An 18936-nucleotide genomic window follows, 5' to 3' on the forward strand; every position below is an offset into this window, starting at 1 on the left:
CACACTCTCTTTAAACATTTGCTATATTATTAGTACATGTTACCTATAAACGTGGTAGCCGAGAACCAGTCATGTAAACTGGCTCTTATTGGCTAGCCATTGTACGTTCGAAACTATCAATCAATCTTATTATAATTTTTTTCAACAATGTGTTACAAGCTCAATTTATGTGTCTTGTTGGTAAGCTTATTTTTGCAAAGTTGCACTATAAATAACATACCTGTAAAGCCAGAAGCTCATTCTAGTAATATAGATGTGGATGATAATCAACAACCAATCAAAGAATCCTCTGTAAAAATCCTAAATAGTGTGATTATCTATAATGATGTTGGTATCAGTAAGAAACCAAAGGATGATGTTCATCCAATCGTGCAATCTACCGACCATTCAGATTTAATGCAGCAAACTAATATCATTTCTATAGGAGGTACTTTCACTGATAAGAAAGGTAGCCTGTTTAAAAAACAACAATGGGAAAAACATAAAAAGTTGCAGCGTACACGCCAAAACGAAATGGATAAAAGTAAAGTAAAGCTAAAAGCTACAGAATCCGTTCAAGAGGAACAAGTATTTAAAGATTCAGGAGAATATATATTACGTATACAAGACCCAGAATTGATAGAAAAAATATTACTCTTAGAAAAAATTCAAAATACTATCAATCATATTTTTGCTAAACCTATGTATTCTTTAGCATGCTACAAACATTTTAGGAAGAATAATCTACATATGCTTTTTGAAGGTTTAATAGCTCAATTTTTAGTAAAGCAAATACTAAATGATGATGAGTTGATGGAAAGTAATGGAAAAGTAAGGTTATATATCATTCAAACATTAAATGACTTAAGTGATCATGTACAAGCAATACTTGAAGCTAGCTTTTTCAAAAGAGTGTATTTAAAAGATAAACTAGATCTAATAAACTTATTCTATTGTCTAAAGTTAAGAATTGCGGTTGCTCACTTGGTGTATATAGGTAAAAAATCCTCTTCTGGTATTATAAATAAAAGCTTTCTTAAAGAACATGTTAAACGTTACGAAATAGCCAGAAATTCACTGAAAATCAAATGGATGCTCCCTACAGGGCTGGTCGACGATTACTTAGAAAATCTTATGGAAATGCATAATATTATGGTAAATAGGTTTCCAGTACTTTCTAATTATTTTAACTTACCAACAAGCCTTACTAAAGAATAAAATTTGATTTTCTCTAATATTTTTATTTAAATGGATGTTTATTACACATACATTACTGAACGACATTTCAAAGATTAGTATGGTAGCCTTACAAATTGAATTAACTATCTTATAATCCCAATTTTAAACAACAATTTTGTGAAACTGACCTATGATTTTTATAACAGGCATGTTGTAGAAGTGGCCAAAGACCTTCTGGGTAAAAAGCTGGTCTGGGGTGAATTTGAAGGGATTATTACAGAAACAGAAGCTTACCGAGGCTTGGATGATGCGGCCTCGCATGCTGCACTAGGTATGACTTCTCGTTCACAAATTATGTTTGGGCCACCTGGTCACGTATATGTATATTTAATATATGGCATGTATCATTGTTTGAATATTGTTACAGAAGAGTCTGGGCAACCTAGCGCTGTACTGATTCGTGGACTTAAGTTATCAGATGTGTACCTAAATGGGCCTGGTAAAATTTGCCGCCATTTGAATATTGATAGGACACATAATAACCTTTGCTTAGTTAATCATGATAGTATGTATCTTATGGAGGGGATAACTAATCCAACATATCAAGAAACTGCACGAGTAGGTATAAAGAAAGCTGTAGATAAGTTATGGCGTTTTATTATTACACCCGAAGAAATGTATCATCTTTGACTATTATGCGTGCTGAGCGAAGTAAACTGGTATATCTTTGTAGTAGAAACAAGTAATGATTTCCTTTTTAGTAAAGGGGAAAAGAGGTTGTAGTAAATATATTTTTTATAGAAATTTTAACGCTTTCAATATGCCCTCTATTAAAACATGGGTTATCGTAGTACGCTTACCCACTATAATTTTATCAATATCAAGTATTATAATGGGTACTGCATTGGCTGTTTGGTCAGGTAAGTGGGATATCTCGGTTGGCATACTAGCAGGAATTACTGCCTCGCTTTTACAGATAATAGCTAACTTGGCTAATGATTATGGAGATTTTTTGCATGGTGCAGGGGTAGGGGCTAGAGTAAATAATACGCAAGCAGTTTCACAAGGAAGTGTAAATTTAAAACAGATTAGAGTTGCTATTTTTTGTTTAGTAGGGCTGACTATAGTTTGTGGGATAATACTTTTACATCTAGCAGACTTACCTAAAAATACATTTATCCAATTTATCTTATTAGGGGTAATAGCTATTATAGCAGCTATTACATATACAATGGGTCCTAAACCATATGCTTATATAGGGTTAGGCGATGTATCCTTATTTATATTTTTTGGCTTAGTAGGTGTGTTGGGAACGGCTTACTTACATACTAAAATATGGAATACTGCTTATTTGTTGCCAGCATTAACCTGTGGCTGTTTTTCCGTAGCTGTTCTAAATCTTAACAATATTCGCGATATCGATGAAGATGCACCAATAGGAAAAAAAACGTTGGTAGTAAGGATAGGAAGGAAGGCAGCACTTTATTACCAATGGGCATTATTAGTAATGGGGATTTTAGGAGCAATTATTTTTACAGCGCAACATTATCATAGGCCCATACAATGGATTTTTCTAGCAGCTCTCCCTCAGTTAGTACAAAGTGGAATGCTCACTATGCGTCTTCCTGTAAATCAATTAGATCCTTTATTACAACGATTGGTAATGGCACAATTGTCCTTTGTATTACTCTTTAGTATTGGGTTAGTACTAAGCTGTGACTGTTAAGAAAGGACTAAGTGACCTAAAGCCATAGAAATATATAGAATATAGAAGAGGAGATATTTATGGGTATTATAATGCCACCAATATTCAATTTTTGGTTGTCAAATTACGAGAAGCAGGGAAATGGGACATTCCTGCAGGTAAGCGTAAGCCTTTACCTGGTGAATTAGCTTCTAAAACGGCTGAGCGGGAAACATGGGAAGAAGCAGGCATCCGGTTTCAAATGGAAGCAGGGGATAGTATTTGTTCTTATTTAACATAATATAAATTATATAACTATTATTATATAACTATTATTATATAACTATTATTATATAACTATTATTATATAACTATTATTATATAATATCTAATTAATTAGTGTTTCGGTGTATTTATTCTTACTTACTCTAAATACTCTAGTCAAAAACCCATTCAATTAGATATCGGCCTTCCTCTTTATCACTTATAATACTATCACTGAAATCAACCGTATGTACTTGGGTCCCTTCTAGATTTTTAACAAATTCTATAGCCCATCTGTTGCCTATGTCACTGGATACTATAGCAATTGTGTGTACTTGAGTTCCTCGCAAGTTTTGAGCAAATTCTGCTGCTCTCACATTGAAAAAATCATTTATATAACCAAAACCTATGTCACTGGATACTATAACAATTGTGTGTACTTGCGTTCCTTCCAGATTTTTAGCAAGAGCCGTTATTATGTTATCTCCATTTACAATATGGTTTAACCGAACTGTATGCACTTGTGTTCCTTGTAAATTTCTACCAAGAACCGCCGCTCTTTTAGGAGTTAAATCTGCAGCAATATGCAAATAAACGGTGTCTAGTTGCTTTGCTCTTATATCTTGAACAATAGATGCTGCCCATTCAGCGTCCTCATTATTATAACTAGAATTAACTGTACTTCCTCCTATTTCCTGTAAGACATTATAATTATTTTGCACGTTTTCTGTTAAATTGTGATTTTGCCAATGTTCTATAATAGATTCATTTTCAGATTTTTCTACGTGATTCTGCCTAAGAGTGAGGTGAAATATATAAGCTAATATAGGTAATGATAATAAGAAGAATATAAAAATAGATAGAATTATAATTTTTTTTAAATCGTATTGTTTTTCTTCCTTATGTGGGTAGTCTATTTGTCTATCACAAAAGTTTTGCCTTTTTAAAGACTTATTTACAATTTTATTCATTTCATGAGTAGGCTTTGCTTGCTCATGGCCGTTCTTCACACGAGCAAAAGAATCAGCTTTACGTCGAACTGATAACCTTTTTGCTGTGAGTGTACGTATACTGTGCATAGCATGCTCAATCTCTTTAGCTGTCAGTATTTCTAAATTCCTACGCATTTTAGCTCGTAACACCTCTATATCTCCTTGTTCTGTATTAAGTTCGATATACTGGCTTTCAGATATGGTTACAATATCATAATCTTTTAAAATATTTTGTAATACCCGTATGGTAAAATCTCCGTTACTCAACCTATCTATTACACTTTTATCTCTAGCATACTTCCTTAACTTATACAGGTACCAATCAACACTTTTATTCTTATGTTTATGTACTTTATATTGATTAAGTTTTAACCCGCTTTCTTTATAGTGTCCTATATACTTGAGTCTAAAAGCATTCTCAGCTGTTTCATCTTCAGGCTTGTTATAATTTTCATCTAATTCTTCTAATGTTTGCAAGAGCTGCTTTCCATCTATCTTTTTATAGTCTAATAAAAATCCTATTATACTACTTAAAAGACATAGGCGTTCATCTATTTTATTTTCTATAAAAGCTCCAGCTTGGAAGCCTATAAATCCACCCATAGGAATATTTATGATCCGGGCAAGCTTTGACACTATAGCCCCACCTACTCTTCCTTTATTGCCTAGATAAGATTTATGATTTAGCCTTTTTAGGTCGAACTTTGGCCAATCACCTATGCGTATATATTTAAATGGCTTACCTGTTTTTGGATCAAATGATGCAAGGATAGTATTTAGACTATGCCCTGTAAGTGATAATAGACACTTGGCAATACTAACCATATTTTTACCTACCAAGGGCCAACTTTTTACCGCTTCTATATATTTTATTGCCCAGTCTTTTAACTTTAGCTCTGGATGGACTATACAGATTTCTCCTGGATGCCCATTACATGAATTTACAATATTAGGTGCTGAAAGGTAAGTAACTATGGGCAACTTTTGAATATCAAACTCCGTACTATTAGATTTAAGAAGGTTTATTTTTTCTCCGCTTCCTGGACTATCAAATACAACTGCTTTAACCTCTCTATAATCAAGTTCAGCATCGAGATAACAGAATGCCACTCCTAACTCTGCTAAATAACCACCCAAGGAATGACCTGTAAAAGATAAAGATAGTCCTTTTCCCTTAGCATAATTAACAGCATTTTTTGTTGCTTTATAAGCAAGTGCTTGCTGCTTTGTAATTTTATTGGCCAGTATGCTCGCTAAGTCCTCTTTCAAATCTTTATTATCTAGTATTTTAACAATGCTTTCAACCTGAGTACCTTGGAATGATAGTACAGCTTGTTGCATATTTTTATTTACATATAAATTACTACAATAGCCTGTCCCATCCGTATCATCTTCTACTTGGACTATTTCCCAAATATTTTGAGGATTTGGCGGTAATTCATGCCCTAATTGCTTAGATATACTTTGAAGTTTTACTTGATCTCCTTTTTTATGTTTAGGATAGTATATATGACTAGCAAGTAGCCCATGTACATAATCATTAGGATGATAAGAATAGTTGCAAATATTTTGTATCAATTTATCTTCTATTTGCTTTTTAAGGCGCTTACAATTTTCTGCTATTCTGCCCCAACAAACATACCCTATCTTGGAATTGTACTTAATAGCTTCTTTAAGTTCTATTAACTATTTTTTACTTAAGTTTTCTTGATTTAAATCTATAACTTTTACTTTAGGGTTATTAGATTTTAATAACTGCAATGCCTGCTTGTAATTGCAAGGTAATTTCTGTTTCTGAATAGCTTGCTTAAGCTCACCTAGCAGGTCAGTATGATCTTTCTTAGTTGGACTAAACATCTTATCCAACTCTTCTATTTCAACCAAGCTTAATAGTTCTACGGCCTTATCAAATGCGAGATTTCTTAAAGTAGGCAAACTTATGACATTGTCCGATGACAGAATTTTTTTTTCCTTTAGTTGTTTTTTATCTTTTTTATTCCATAGTTTTTCTTGTAATTTTCTGGCATACTCTTCATCTTCTTTTATATGTTCATCTAATTCATTTTGAATAACATCTATCTGATCTACCTTAAGATTATTATTTTGGGTAATTGTAAGGATTATATTGTACCCTAAACGATAATCTACTTCATTAATCATATCAATAGTTTCTCCGTTGCATAAACAACCAAACAATATTTCTATAATATTATATAATGCTTCTTGGTCCTGTTCATTACTTAGCTCTTTGCTAGCATTTATTAGATTAGTACGAATAGTGTTTAAATGTAACTTGTGATTGTCTTCCTGTGCCTCGTTTGATCGAAATGCTTGCCATAATTTATTTTTTACTGATTCATTGTTAATGCTTAATAAATATTTGTGAATACGCAGTATAGCACTAAGCTCTTGCTTAGAAATTTTAGGTGCTTTATGATATCCTAATTGTTGGGATATATCAGCAGTAGTAGATAGATTGTCTCTTTGACGGGGATAGAACTTATTGTAAAAATTAAGGTTATGCTTTTTTAAACGCGCTAAATGTGATTTACGTATATTTTTAGTAGTAATTTCTGAAGTTGATGTACGTGATTGTAGAGCTAATAGTAAATTTTCAATTGTATAAGCTCCGCAACTGGTAACATCATCTTGTTTTAGTAAAGAATGTGATTGTAAAATACAATTTGGATAAATTTTATTGAGCTGTTGTTGAAAATCTATTGAAATATTGTTGGAGGTATTTAATGAGTCTGTATATTCTGCTCGTATAACTTTCCCATTAGCACTGACTTCCAATAAAATACCCACCCAATGATAACTTCCTAAATTACAAGGTATAAGTAATATTCTATCTCCATTATTATGTACTCTATCTTGTTCTAGCCTTTTCTTTAACTGATCAGGAACAATATTATCAACAGCAGCTAGCACATGTATTGGTTTAGAATTAGTAGGTAGATTCCTTAATCGTGCTGTTAAAATTGCTTGAATATCATTGTCTTCATATTGATACTCATTATTGATTATAAACTCTAAGTCTTGAAGTTGTTTAGATTTTTCGTTACTTTTTTCTAAATTCTGGCTTTCCACAGCTTTTGCTTGTAGTTTTCCTCCTCTTTTATAATAATGAACTTTATGACTACTCTGTGCCACAAATGTTTCACTTACCACTGGTGCTGAGCCTAACTTTTTTACTTTAGACTGACTAGCATGCAACGCGTTTATTTTATTTTCTGGTTGAGATTTGTGTGTTTGCTCGTGATTAATAGTAGGTTGAGATAAACTTTTTATTATAGATTCTTCTATTTTTTTAATTACTTGTTTGCTAGCATTTACATTAGCTATGGATAAGGATTTAGAATTAGCTTTATGAGCTAATTCTAAATCTGTAGAGAAGTTTAAAGCTTTTGGTTTAGGTCCTTTGCTTGTTTCTGACATCTGCTCCTTTTGCATAATAGGATGTGGTGGATTTTTACAGCTTTGCAAGCATAAGCTTATAAGCAAAATATGAGCTATAAGCTTTTGAGCCTTTGTATAAGATTCATTCATAATTAACGAATTAATTTAAGCAAGCAGCATATTAATTTATAGTAAGAATATATACAAGAAAAACTATAATAAATAGTTTTAAAGCTTGCTAAAGGCTAGTTACGATATGAATTATCGGTTTTCCTTTTTAAGTAGAATAGAGCTGCTGCGAAAGAGATAAAATAAAGTAGGAATTTGAATAAAACAGAGAGAGAATCTTGCCAGTAGCGATGCTATTTGTTAAAAAGCATGCTTGAAGTTTATCATACCCGCTATAATATTAAAGCGCAGGTTATATTTCTTCTGAAAGTTACGGTAAACTTCTGACATAATCTTAAATACCTTGATCTCTCTTATCTTATGCTCTACCTTCATGCGTATGGAGGATAGCTTTCTGTTATGTTCTTTCTGCTCCTTGGTTAATGGCCGCTTACGGCTCTTTTTATAGGGTATCATGACATTGCTCTGTAGCTTTTGCCAGCCTTGATAACCACTATCTGCTAGCTTTAAGCTTTCCTTAGGTAAGAGTTTTTCTCCTTTACGGATTTTAAAGTCATGCACTTTTCCTTTATGAGATTTGGATACAGAGAGTATTTTTCCATCTTCTCCCATCACTATCTCTGTTTTTATAGTATGTCTCTTTTTCTTGCCTGAATATGATTTCTTTTGCTTTTTACTAGGTCTTTGCGTAGGCTGTTCACTCACATCTGCTAATATGCGCAATACCTTTTCTGAGGTTAAGCTGCGATCTTTTTTAATGCTAATCTTCTTAGCTAGTAATGGCTCCATTTTTCGCGAGCAAGCGGCATATGTTAGAGTTGTGTAAGTTAAACAAATAGCCTAAAAACACATGGCTAATATAAGTGCGATAATACATGAGTACACAGAGCAATTTATCTTCCATGGTAGGTAAATGACTCATCCTACCATGGCGCAGCTTACTCGATTCTAGCTCTTCAAAGAGAGGCCTTACTTTTAAAACTAATTTATCAAATGTTTCTATACTTAAGCCAGTTATTCTTCTAAAGTTATAGGGATGTTTGCTTATCCTGGTGTACGTTAAATGCATACTTATTCCTTTTATATAATAAGAATTACATCTTAACCCTTTTTATCTTCTTTGTCAACCTTTTTCGCAGCAGTTCTATTATGACTCTTATGGATATATTTACTCACATATGCAATTTACGCCGCAAGCGGCGGGGAATTCAACCCTAAGAGATTAAAGAGTTGGCTAGGTACATCGCTAGCTATCTCCCCTCGTGAGCAAGTAGACTTTCTTGAAAAATTAGTTGCTAATAAACTTAATCTATCTAAAAAAGCACAAGGAAAAACTAAGGAAATCATGTATCGTGAAGAAGATTTGAATGGCTGGAAATTATATAGAAAGACAGGAGGAGGCGATTCTACGGAATAGTTTATCGGATGGATTGAAAAAAAGGACGAGCTACCAATAGTTTTTACACAACAACTTGATTTGAATGATATTAATCTTAATTTAAAAGACATACCTATACATAAATCAGTTGGCCTTACGGCTAAAGAACTCCCAAAGAGAGAAATATCCAGCTTTCTCCAAACATCAGCAAAGAAATAATTTGTTTATAACTCAAAGTGTATGTACATATATACTTTAAGTTTAACATATTCTTGCTGGATGCTACTATTAATCATTCAATGGTATTATTAAACCTAACTTTCCATTCCTGATTTAGGCGAATGTTCATTTTTATACCACAATATAAATTGACAATTCTTCTTCCACTAAAGCCAGATGGTTTTCCATCTATTGATAGACAAGTCAAACAATCAATTGTAATGTAAACAAAACTACCTTTTATAAAATATAAAAGCCTGGAAAGACTTATACATTCTCAGATATATAAGGCTTTCTAGGCAAAATATTAATAGTTAATCTGACATTTTAATTGTAACTAACTATATATATCACACAAAAATAAATTATTTCTTTGTGTCCTGATATATGTTAAATCCTTGCCATAAAGGTGCGGTGGTGGGATAGTTACTCATTGGAAATCCCTTTCCTCCATCAAACTCTCCATCTTCTTTCTCGCCTTGATAAACATGTATATGATAATGTAATCCTACATCTTCCAATTCAGTAAAGTTCGGGTTATCAGGTCTATATACAAGAGAATTCGACTGAGGCTCAGCGGACCAAATTTTGGTTTTTGTTTGTGGATCTTCTGAAGCTCTTTGTCGACCTACTACATATTGGCGGTAGCTGAGATCAGCGCCCTTGTAGCATGAACCACTGTCAAAGCCATTTAATTCAGTTTCTGACATCCAACATCCTAACCCACGAATTAAACTCCATAACGGACGGGTACAAGTGTAGTTTAATACCTTACCAGAGAAAGAATCTAGCGTCCAACCGAGCCCCTGTATGAGCTCCCTTAGCATCTTGTAACTCTTTCCTTCGTTAGTTGTTAGTGCATTATACAACTCAGAATCCAAGATTTCGACGCTCACCATTGGTGCTCCTTTTTCTCCTAAATCTATTTTGAAGTTACGTGTCATCGGTTGGTTCCCTTGCATGAACCCTTGGTATTTGTCTTTTCTTTTATCTTTTTTCCCAAGAATAGCTGTTACAGACGTAAGAAGGCATATTTTAAACCAATTCTCAATATATTTTATCGCACTCTCTGCTGTATACTTGGCTTTAAACCTAAGCCCTACACCACAAGAATCCAAAATTTCAAAATCATGACTTTGGAGAGCCCTTTTTAGTTGATACAGCATTATAGGATATTCTTCTTTAAATTTCCCCACTTCTACTTTTACCTCTTCCCCATTTCTATTGTTTCGGTAAACTCCTAAGGGAACAGCGGCCCAGGCCCATCCCTCAAAACAAATATTGTTTTCTATAGACAGCCAGTCCACGTTAGTGATACAGAACTGAGGAGCACCGATATTTCTTTGCTCTATAATCCCGAAGTACTCCAATAGACCATCACGCACCTCGATCAGATTACCATTTTCACTCTGCACACTCTTAATTACTTCATTCCCCTTCATATTTCGCATAGCACCTTCATCCATGACTGGCTTAGTAGGTATTAAACTTTTTATAGCTAGAAGCAATACTTCTGCCTTGTCGTTTGAGAATTGTTCTCCATACTTTTTGGCGTCTAATAACCAATCACTAAATAATTCAATATACATCTTTATTTCGCCTCTAACTCGTATAGGCCAGCGCATCTTCGAAATCAAATTCCGTAGTTCCTCATTTTTTTCTTGTGAAATTATTTTGTGATTTTGATTAGCCCAGTTGTTTGTCACCTCCTCAATAATAGAGTTAAGCAAGACAATGAGCTCATTATCTGACTCGGTTGTTATATTGGTTATACCACTCCACATAGCAGTTGTTATTTAAAGGTTAGAAATAATTTGAAAGGAGATTCATAGGTCGCCACTAGTTCTTCTTGCGGATTTATCAACGCGTTACTTATCTATAATATATGTAAAAACACTGAAAAAACAAACAGTGGTATTCTTAAAGTCCTTTATCGACTCTCGATACTCACTGTAGTTTTTGCAACCTTTTACAGCGACTCTATTGAATATTGAGGTAGGATTGTGCCATCTGTTTCAGCATCTACGATTATATAACTCATAAAAACTTTAGGATATTATACCAATAGAACTGCTGCGAAAAAGATTGACAAAGAAGATAAAAAGGGTTAAGATGTAATTCTTATTATATAAAAGGAATAAGTATGCATTTAACGTACACCAGGATAAGCAAATATCCCTATAACTTTAGAAGAATAACTGGCTTAAGTATAGAAACGTTTGAGCAATTAGTTTTAAAAGTAAGGCCTCTCTTTGAAGAGCTAGAATCAAGCAAGCTGCGCCATGGTAGGATGAGTCATTTACCTACCATGGAAGATAAATTGCTCTGTGTACTCATGTATTATCGCACTTATATTAGCCATGTGTTTTTAGGCTATTTGTTTAACTTACACAACTCTAACATATGCCGCTTGCTCGCGAAAAATGGAGCCATTACTAGCTAAGAAGATTAGCATTAAAAAAGATCGCAGCTTAACCTCAGAAAAGGTATTGCGCATATTAGCAGATGTGAGTGAACAGCCTACGCAAAGACCTAGTAAAAAGCAAAAGAAATCATATTCAGGCAAGAAAAAGAGACATACTATAAAAACAGAGATAGTGATGGGAGAAGATGGAAAAATACTCTCTGTATCCAAATCTCATAAAGGAAAAGTGCATGACTTTAAAATCCGTAAAGGAGAAAAACTCTAAGAGGCTGTCTAAAAAGGGTAATTTAGATAGGAAAAGCAGACAAAACTTTATAAAATTAGTTAGTGAACTTTAAACTAACAGCTATGCCATACACTAGCGATTTAACAGATAAGGAATGGGAAGTGTTAGAACCATTAGTTACTTACATAGGTCCTTGCCGACCCCGTAAATACACTATAAGAGAAGTATTAGATGCTATTTTCTATTTAGAAAAAACAGGCTGTCAATGGCGCATGCTACCTGCCCATTTTCCACCCTGAAAAAGTGTTTATGACTTGTATTATCGCTGGCGAAGAAATGGTAAATGGGACTTAGTCCATGATACACTTCGAGATCAAGTACGAGAAAAGTTGGGCAAACAAGCCATACCTAGCGCTGCCATTATGGATAGCCGCTCGGTTAAAACAGCACAAAAAGGGGGTCGAGAGGCTATGATGCAGCAAAAAAAGTAAAAGGCCGTAAGCAGCATATTATTGTTGATACGCTGGGGCTTATACTTTGTGTGGTAGTACATTCAGCTCACTTATCAGACTCAAGAGGATGTCATCTTTTGCTTATTCGCCTTTTTAATACATTCCCTTCTATTAAACACATATGGGTAGATGGAGGATACCAGAAAGGATGTATAATGTGGGCTTATGGGGTGCTAGGTTATACTTTAGAAGTTGTACAACGGCTCTCAAATGGGTTTCATATTCTAAAAAAGCGATGGATAGTCGAGCGTACATTTGCTTGGCTGAGTTTTTCTAGGAGGCTCTCTAAAGATTACGAGCATAATCCCAAGTCTTCTGAAACACATATTAAAATTGTTATGATTAGAATCATGCTTAAGCGGCTTTTATGACTCCATTTTGGCTTTTTAGACAGCCTCTTACCTAAAGAAAGCTTAAAGCTAGCAGATAGTGATTTCTATGATAAAAGCAACCTTTAAAAAATTATCAGTTTACTTTTATCCATAACCTCCTTAAGCTACTTGTTTATACTCATGCATTTTTCCATCTCTAACACAAGCAAACACCTTAAGTAGTATTTTATTTCTTATAGCATTAATAACACTCATCTTATTTTTTCCTTGTTTTACTTTTTTCTCATAATACTCCTTCATTTCAACATTATTTCTAATTGAGCTTAAGGCACACATGTGTAAGGAAGTTTTTAAAGTTTTATTGGCCATCGGATGTACTTTAGTTCTTCCTCTAATGCTACTTCCTGAACTATATTCGAAAGGAGCTACTCCAGCATAACAAGCTAATTGTTTAGCATTATCAAATCGCTTAAAATTATGAGTATAAATCATCAGATGAATAGCTGTTACAAAGCCTACTCCAGGTACAGAACGTATGATCTGATACTTGTTTTCTAATTCCTTTTGTTGCTGAATAATCTGTTTTATCTTGTCCTCTATTGCTCTTATTTCTTTCTCCAGGCTAGCTAAAGTTTGTTTAGAGGATTCTTCTAACATAGTTGCATTTTTTTTCAACCCAGTCTCTCTAAGTTCTTTAATAGGTGCTAGCAAGGCTACTCTAGCTTGGATTAAACGTTCTCTAAGAGCAGATAAATCATCTATTTGTTGCAAAGACTCATCTTTAGTTGAGAATTGGCGAGCTTTATCTTGATTCCTAAAAGCGTAAAAACAAATTCTTTGAGCATCTATTTGATCACTTTTACCTCTTTGTACTCCATTGCTCCATTTAATGGAAGTAGCGTTTTCTACCCATATGAAAGCTTGGTGGCTTTGAAGAAAACTTACCAAAGACCGATGGTAGATTCCGGTGTTTTCTAGGCATACAAGGATTTGTTCAATTGGAGCCTTATGTTTTTTAAGCCAAGCTATCAAAGCTTGATAACCTTTTAAGTTATTAGTAAACTTATGGGATACAATAGAATCGTTGGCTTTATTTTGGCTCAATGCTACATCAATCGTTTTTTTAGATATATCTATGCCAAGAATGTGGGTATATTGCATATAATTTACTAGTATTAAATGGTTTAACATGTATTAGCTAACACAATGCATGTTATTATTCAAACCCGTGATAATAAGCTTTAAGGCCTCAATTTCTATATGAATTTTAACCTGTAACTAACACAAGGGGGATTGTATCACAATATAGGCTTCAAAGCCTCGCTATCAAGTTAAAGTGCCCCCTTGTAGTGTGTTAGTTTTATTTATTTCAAAAATTATCTATCCATTCAAAAGTCTAACTTATGAGTATCTTCCAAGCTTTGCTCATGTGGACAACTTATAATTATAACAATTGATTTATATTATATCTATTATTATAGTGTTGTTATTTAAAGACTAAGACTAAGGTTTATATTAGCTATTAATTTACACTACAAGTCTAACGGGCTATCAAGGCTGGCAAAAACTACAGAGCAATGTCATGATTCCCTATAAAAAGAGCCGTAAGCGGCCATTAACCAAAGAGCAGAAAGAACATAACAGAAAGCTATCCTCCATACGTATGAAGGTGGAGCATAAGATAAGAGAGATCAAGGTGTTTAAGATTATGTCAGAAGTTTACCGTAACTTTGAGAACAAATATAACCTGCGCTTTAATATTATAGCGGGTATGATAAACTTCAAGCATGCTTTTTAACAAATAGCATCACTACTGGCAAGATTCTCTCTCTGTTTTATTCAAATTCCTACTCTATTTTATCTCTTTCGCAGAAGCTCTATTATTTTTGGTAGTACGTAATTATAATCTTATGCTCCTCCTAGCCTGCTATGTAAGTTATATCTTCTTGCAGTAATGCTTCTGCTTGGTTAAATAGTTGTAAGGATTTTAGAATAGTTGTATCTGTTTTATTGTATACACTATAAAATCCTTGATATTGCCATAATGTTTTGGCAATATATGCTTTAAGCAAATTTTTAATAGAGATTTTTATTGGATCGGTTATAAATACTTGCTTGATTGCTGCCTTTTTAGCTTCCTCAACAAGTTGACCAACCATTTCTTCAGTTACGCAAAAAATTTTAAGATAATCCTCTAATCTCAACTTTTCCAGTTTCTGTTTATTAGAGCGTGCATATGTTATAGCATACTGTTGTATAATGTAGTTATCTACTAGCTCGTTAACATAGTCACTATGCGCCGTAGTATCTATCGGTATAAAATGATCAGGCATAATTCCCCCGCCTCCATACACTGTTCTTCCTGCTGAAGTTTGATATGCTATAGTTTTGTCAAGCTGTATGCTATCTGCATGAAAATACTCGCCTTGCTTATATCTATTATATAAGTCTAATTCATAGTTTATTCTTTTATCATAGGGCTTTTGTACAGACCTTCCGCTTGGTGTAAAGTAGCTTTCTACAGTCAAACTCAATACAGAGCTATCTTTAAACTCAATAGGCCATTGTACTAGCCCTTTACCAAAAGACCTTCTACCTACAATAAGTGCTCTATCATGGTCTTGTAAAGCACCTGCTAACAGTTCTGAAGCAGAAGCAGTATTCTCATTGATCAAAATAATGATGGGTAGCTTACCAAGCCTATTTTTCCCATTTGCATAGTATTTTGTATCAAAGCCTTTGTATTTACCTTTTGTATATACTATCAACTTTCCTGGTTCTAGCATTTCTTCAGCCATATTTAAGGCTGTCTCGAAATAACCTCCTGAATTATCTCGTAAGTCAAGCAGTAACTTCTTCATTCCCTGTTCTGATAGCTGATTTGTCCTTTCTATAAATTCTTGGTAAGTTTTGCTTGCAAATTGACTTAACTTAATGTAGCCTGTTTGGCTATCTACCATGTAGCCTGCATCGATGGACGGTATAGAAATTTGATCTCTTATGATGGTAATTTCAATTAGATCTTTTGTGTTGTTCCGGCATATATAGACTTTTACTGGAGTTCCTTTAGGGCCTCTCATTTTTAATACTATATCATTTGAATTAAAATTTGCTTCTTTTAAAATATGCCCATCTATTTTAACAACCTTATCCCCTACTTGTAAGCCTGCTTGGTCTGCAGGCCCTTTAGGAATAACATGTAATACATACACTACATCTTTTAATAAAACAAACTCAATACCTATCCCTTCAATTTGGCTCTTTAAATGATTTCTACTTACTGCATTCTGTTGTGCATCAATATAAGTGGTATGTGGATCTAACTGCTTAGCTAACTTTGAGAGCGCTGCCTCTGTAAGTTCTACCAGTTTAGCATTATCTATGGTATCTATATGGTATTTTTGAATATAGTTTAATACTTCGCCGAATTTACGAACAGGCTGTTTGAAAGAATTTTGAAAAAAATATAAGCCTATATATAAGCACAGCCCTATCCCTGCACACATACCTAATATAAAATTTTTGTCAGGTAATATCCTTTTATATTTCCACATATGATGGCTGGTTATGTATAAATTATTTGTAGCAGACAGAAAACTATTATCAAGCGCCCTTTTCCCTGATGAGCAAAGCAGAGTTAACTATTTGTTAGCCGTAACTTAAAAAAGCTTATGCTTGCTTTTCATGTTGCTTCCAATACTCATATGCTTCGTAGCTGCCAGGATATTCTTTGATCTGCTTATTTTCAATATACCAAATTTTGTTGGCAACTTGTGCCACAAAGTGTCGATCATGCGATACAATAACACAGGTACCTTTATATTGCTGTAAGGTTTGGGCTAAGATATCAATAGAAACCATGTCTAAGTGGTTGGTAGGCTCGTCTAATAGTAAAAAGTTAGCTTCTGATAGCAAAACTTTAGCTAAAGCTACCCGTGACTTTTCACCTCCTGAAAGCACTTTGATCTTTTTGTAAACTTCATCCTTACTGAATAAGAACATGCCCGCAATTTTCCTTAGCTCAGTTTCAGACCTTCCTACCCCTACTTCTTGTAATTCTTTTAAGATTTCATTTTCTAAATTAAGAGATTCTAGTTGGTGCTGGGCATAAAATGCCATATTAACCTGATGACCAAAATCTATGTTGGCAGTATCAGCAGGTTCATCCCCTGTTATAATACGTAACAAAGTACTTTTCCCTTTTCCATTAGCTCCGATTAATGCAATTTTATCTCCACGTTCTATGGTTGCAGAGGCTTGCTGTAATAGCTCAAGTGTATCATAGCTTTTGTTGATTTGAGAAAGCTTTGCCACAATTTTTCCAGAAGCCTGTTTAGTGCTAAAGTTGAAGTTAACCGTAGGCACGCTGGTATTTATAGACTCTACACGCTCTATTTTATCCAACATCTTTATTCTAGACTGTACCTGTTTTGCTTTCGTAGATTTATAACGAAACCGCTCTATAAAATCTTCTGTCTGCCCTATTTTTTTCTGTTGGTTCTTATAAGCATTCTCTTGTATTTCGGCTTTTTCAGCTTTTTCAGCTTGATAGAAACTAAAATTTCCTGCATAAGGATATAGTTGTTTGTTCAACACTTCTACTGTCTTATTGATGACATTGTCTAAAAAGCAGCGATCATGTGAAACTACAATAAAAGCATTCTCATAGCTTTGCAGGTATTTTTCAAGCCACTGTATAGAGGTTAAGTCTAAGTGGTTGGTAGGTTCATCTAGCATCAGCAAAGCAGGTTTTTGTAAAAGCAGTTTGGCTAACATTACCCGCATTCTCCATCCTCCAGAAAACTCTTCTAGAGGCCTATCTAAATCTTTGGTGGTAAATCCCATACCCTCCAATACAGCATCTGCTTTAGCTTGTGCTTCATAACCATCTAGGTGATCTAATCTCTCTTGAAGTGTTGACAAGGTGTCTACTAATGAGTCTTCATAATTAGTCTCCATTTGTTTAAGAACTTCCTCTATCTTTTGTTCTAGTTCTAATACTTCTTCAAAAGCCTGCATGGCTACTTGACGTATGCTGTCTTGAGAACGAAAAGAAAGCAAATCTTGGTCTAAAAAACCTAGCGTACACTCTTTTGTTCTACTTATATTACCTGAATCTGGTGTTAATTTACCAGCTATAAGTTTGAGCAGCGTAGATTTTCCTGTTCCATTAAGGCCAATAAGCCCTATTTTATCTTTAGGTTTTATAAATAAAGAGGAATTTTCATAAAGTGCTCTTGCACCTACATGGTAGGTTAGTGCATTGATGGTTAACATAATTGAAGGTACTTAAAAGAGAAAATATATCTAATTATAGGCAGTATGTAAAAAAGAACTAGCTAAAGGTAAGCAATTTAATAAAAAATTAAGTTTTTATTCTAATTTTTAAAGATAACTAAGAAAAATTGCTAAGGCTTGGTAATTACCTCTAGACAGTAGCTGTTTAGTCCCTTAGTGAATTCTAGTTCTATACTTGTATAAAGCTAATCCATTGTACTTGTTTAAACTTAAACAAGTATTTCAAATCTCATTAATGAGTAGATGTTTTGTCCCTAACAATTATGGTTATATTAGTATAGTTTTTATAGATAGTTGTTAAATAAAATATGTGTTTTGTGCTCATTTTAAAGGTAGTAGGCACGTGAACGCATACATAAAGATAAGCTATTTTATCAGCAACGCTTACTTGTTAGGTGTCTTGTATCTTTGATGTATAATATGTAGTACTCCTACTAGCGTTATAAGTAATAAAATACTTATTAATTCTAGTATAAGTCCATAAGGCCCTAGTATTTGATAGCCTAGTTGTTGTATTGTTCCAACAGGCCTATTAGAAGCTGGTAAATTAAATAAATAGCTAATCGTGCTTAACTTATTGCATAGGTACCCCACCAAACCAATGCTTATAGCTCCTATAACTATTCTTTTATATATGATTTTATTATCAGTGTTATTAGGTGCCTTTATTGCATGTTTAAAAAACAATAGGCTACATATTAGCAATACTAAAATACCGCCTGCATGTAATATGAGTTGGATAATGGACACGAAAGGCGCCCCTTGTAAAAAGTATAGTGTTGATAAGAAAATAACTATTAATATTAGCATCAATAGTGCAAAAAATTCCTGTTTTGCAAATAATATTACCAGGCTTCCTACTGCTACTAGTACGGCAAAGAAAACATACAGTAAATTAATAAACATATACTAAGGTTTTT

12 protein-coding genes and 4 pseudogenes are annotated in these 18936 nt (G+C 33.8%); 8 read left to right on the forward strand and 8 right to left on the reverse strand.

Features of this window, described 5'->3' with window-relative positions; all coding sequences use genetic code 11:
* Positions 1–192: 192 nt before the first annotated feature.
* The 4 genes from AASI_RS05160 (at position 193) to AASI_RS08650 (ending at position 3143) form a co-directional block, all read left to right on the forward strand.
* Complete coding sequence (locus AASI_RS05160) at positions 193–1197, forward strand: hypothetical protein (RefSeq protein WP_148204964.1); 1005 nt, start codon at positions 193–195, stop codon at positions 1195–1197.
* A 138-nt stretch (positions 1198–1335) separates the two neighbouring features.
* Complete coding sequence (locus AASI_RS05165) at positions 1336–1848, forward strand: DNA-3-methyladenine glycosylase (protein ID WP_012473126.1); 513 nt, start codon at positions 1336–1338, stop codon at positions 1846–1848.
* Positions 1849–1978: 130 nt separating this feature from the next.
* Positions 1979–2884: a 1,4-dihydroxy-2-naphthoate octaprenyltransferase gene (menA, locus tag AASI_RS05170; protein ID WP_044283042.1), complete on the forward strand. Its 906-nt coding sequence runs from the start codon at positions 1979–1981 to the stop codon at positions 2882–2884.
* Between the two features lie 91 nt (positions 2885–2975).
* Positions 2976–3143 (forward strand): NUDIX hydrolase, encoded by a 168-nt coding sequence (locus AASI_RS08650; RefSeq protein WP_187146248.1) that lies wholly within the window; start codon positions 2976–2978, stop codon positions 3141–3143.
* Between the two features lie 136 nt (positions 3144–3279).
* Here AASI_RS08650 and AASI_RS08655 read toward each other — a convergent pair whose 3' ends face one another.
* The 3 genes and pseudogenes from AASI_RS08655 to AASI_RS05185 all read right to left on the reverse strand — a co-directional run bounded on the left by AASI_RS08655 (position 3280) and on the right by AASI_RS05185 (position 8695).
* Positions 3280–5676, reverse strand: coding sequence for an alpha/beta hydrolase family protein (locus AASI_RS08655; RefSeq protein WP_012473128.1), 2397 nt, complete (start codon positions 5674–5676; stop codon positions 3280–3282).
* A 108-nt stretch (positions 5677–5784) separates the two neighbouring features.
* Positions 5785–7647 carry a hypothetical protein gene (locus tag AASI_RS05180; protein WP_012473129.1) on the reverse strand — a complete coding sequence of 621 codons (1863 nt, stop codon included), beginning with the start codon at positions 7645–7647 and terminating at the stop codon, positions 5785–5787.
* A 219-nt stretch (positions 7648–7866) separates the two neighbouring features.
* Positions 7867–8695: pseudogene (locus AASI_RS05185) on the reverse strand (transposase family protein).
* A 114-nt stretch (positions 8696–8809) separates the two neighbouring features.
* Here AASI_RS05185 and AASI_RS09350 point away from each other — a divergent pair.
* The gene (locus AASI_RS09350; protein WP_394330104.1) at positions 8810–9043 is read left to right on the forward strand and encodes a penicillin-binding transpeptidase domain-containing protein; all 234 of its coding nucleotides are present in this window, start codon (positions 8810–8812) and stop codon (positions 9041–9043) included.
* A 545-nt stretch (positions 9044–9588) separates the two neighbouring features.
* Here AASI_RS09350 and AASI_RS05195 read toward each other — a convergent pair.
* Entirely contained in the window at positions 9589–11007 is a 1419-nt protein-coding gene (locus AASI_RS05195; protein ID WP_012473130.1) for a hypothetical protein, read from the reverse strand.
* Positions 11008–11366: 359 nt separating this feature from the next.
* Between AASI_RS05195 and AASI_RS08220 the strand changes: the two are divergent.
* A pseudogene (locus AASI_RS08220) lies at positions 11367–11907 on the forward strand (transposase family protein); the annotation flags it as partial.
* A gap of 89 nt (positions 11908–11996) precedes the next feature.
* A pseudogene (locus AASI_RS08225) lies at positions 11997–12757 on the forward strand (IS5-like element ISCaa9 family transposase).
* Positions 12758–12877: 120 nt separating this feature from the next.
* On the opposite strand, the gene AASI_RS05220 reads toward AASI_RS08225, so the two are convergent.
* Positions 12878–13909 carry an IS110-like element ISCaa7 family transposase gene (locus AASI_RS05220; protein ID WP_012472370.1) on the reverse strand — a complete coding sequence of 344 codons (1032 nt, stop codon included), beginning with the start codon at positions 13907–13909 and terminating at the stop codon, positions 12878–12880.
* 352 nt (positions 13910–14261) lie between these two features.
* On the opposite strand from AASI_RS05220, the pseudogene AASI_RS05225 reads away from it, so the two are divergent.
* A pseudogene (locus AASI_RS05225) lies at positions 14262–14516 on the forward strand (transposase family protein); the annotation flags it as partial.
* A 121-nt stretch (positions 14517–14637) separates the two neighbouring features.
* Here the strand turns inward: AASI_RS05225 and AASI_RS05230 are convergent.
* From AASI_RS05230 to AASI_RS05240, 3 genes are all read right to left on the reverse strand, one after another.
* Entirely contained in the window at positions 14638–16272 is a 1635-nt protein-coding gene (locus tag AASI_RS05230) for a S41 family peptidase (RefSeq protein WP_012473133.1), read from the reverse strand.
* Positions 16273–16387: 115 nt separating this feature from the next.
* Complete coding sequence (abc-f, locus tag AASI_RS05235; protein WP_012473134.1) at positions 16388–17995, reverse strand: ribosomal protection-like ABC-F family protein; 1608 nt, start codon at positions 17993–17995, stop codon at positions 16388–16390.
* 405 nt (positions 17996–18400) lie between these two features.
* Positions 18401–18922 carry an NADH-quinone oxidoreductase subunit J family protein gene (locus AASI_RS05240; protein WP_012473135.1) on the reverse strand — a complete coding sequence of 174 codons (522 nt, stop codon included), beginning with the start codon at positions 18920–18922 and terminating at the stop codon, positions 18401–18403.
* Positions 18923–18936 lie beyond the last annotated feature (14 nt).

The sequence above is a fragment of the Candidatus Amoebophilus asiaticus 5a2 genome (assembly GCF_000020565.1).
Taxonomy (GTDB): domain Bacteria; phylum Bacteroidota; class Bacteroidia; order Cytophagales; family Amoebophilaceae; genus Amoebophilus; species Amoebophilus asiaticus.